The 1041-nt window shown below is 71.5% G+C and carries 1 protein-coding gene; it reads right to left on the bottom strand.

Annotated elements, in window-relative coordinates; genetic code table 11:
* Nucleotides 1-1041: maltotransferase domain-containing protein (locus tag ACIF8T_RS40520; protein ID WP_400042504.1), on the bottom strand; the 1041-nt coding region annotated here is incomplete at both ends.

Genomic DNA, 1041 nt, shown 5'->3' with positions numbered 1-1041 from the left:
CGGACCTCGAAGGCGGGCCGGCCGCCGTGCTGGAGGTAGGCGTGCAGGATGTCGGGGGTGTTGGGGAAGAAGTTGGGCCGCATGTAGCTCGCGGCCTCGCCCGACAGCTCGGTGAGGTACTCGGTCAGCTCGTCCTTGGTGTTGCGCCAGGTGAAGTAGGTGTAGGACTGCTGGAAGCCGATCTGGGCCAGGGTGTGCATCATCGCCGGGCGGGTGAAGGCCTCGGCCAGGAAGATCACGTCGGGGTCGGTGCGGTTGATGTCCGCGATGACCCGCTCCCAGAACACCACCGGCTTGGTGTGCGGGTTGTCCACCCGGAAGATCCGCACCCCGCAGTCCATCCAGTGCCGCAGCACCCGGCAGGTCTCGGCGACCAGGCCGTCCATGTCCGCGTCGAAGGCGATGGGGTAGATGTCCTGGTACTTCTTGGGCGGGTTCTCGGCGTAGGCGATGGTGCCGTCGGGCCGGTGGTGGAACCACTCGGGGTGCTTGTGCACCCAGGGGTGGTCCGGGGAGCACTGCAGGGCGAAGTCCAGCGCGACCTCCAGGCCGTGCCGGGCGGCCTCGGCCACGAACCAGGTGAAGTCCTCCAGGGTGCCCAGCCGCGGGTGCACCGCGTCGTGGCCGCCCTCGGGGGAGCCGATCGCCCAGGGCACGCCGACGTCGTCCGGGCCGGGGGTGAGGGTGTTGTTCTTCCCCTTGCGGAAGGTGGTGCCGATGGGGTGGACGGGCGGCAGGTAGACGACGTCGAAGCCCATCGCGGCGATCGCCGGCAGCCGCCGCGCCGCGGTGCGGAACGTGCCGTGCGGCTGCTGCGCGGTGCCCTCCGAGCGCGGGAAGAACTCGTACCACGAGCCGTACAGCGCCCGTTCCCGCTCCACCAGCAGCGGCAGCGGCTCACTGCTGGTGACCAGCTCACGCAGCGGATGCCGGGCCAGCACGGCATCCACCTCCGGCGTCAGCGCCGCCGCCAGCCGCGCCGCGGCCGGCCGGCCCTCGTCCCGCAACGCCCCCACCGCCTCCAGCACCACGTCCCGGCCG

This window comes from Streptomyces sp. NPDC085946 (genome assembly GCF_044540485.1).
Classification (GTDB): Bacteria; Actinomycetota; Actinomycetes; order Streptomycetales; family Streptomycetaceae; genus Streptomyces.
The sequence above is the reverse complement of the archived record's forward strand: the minus strand, read 5'-3'. Positions and strand labels throughout refer to the sequence as shown.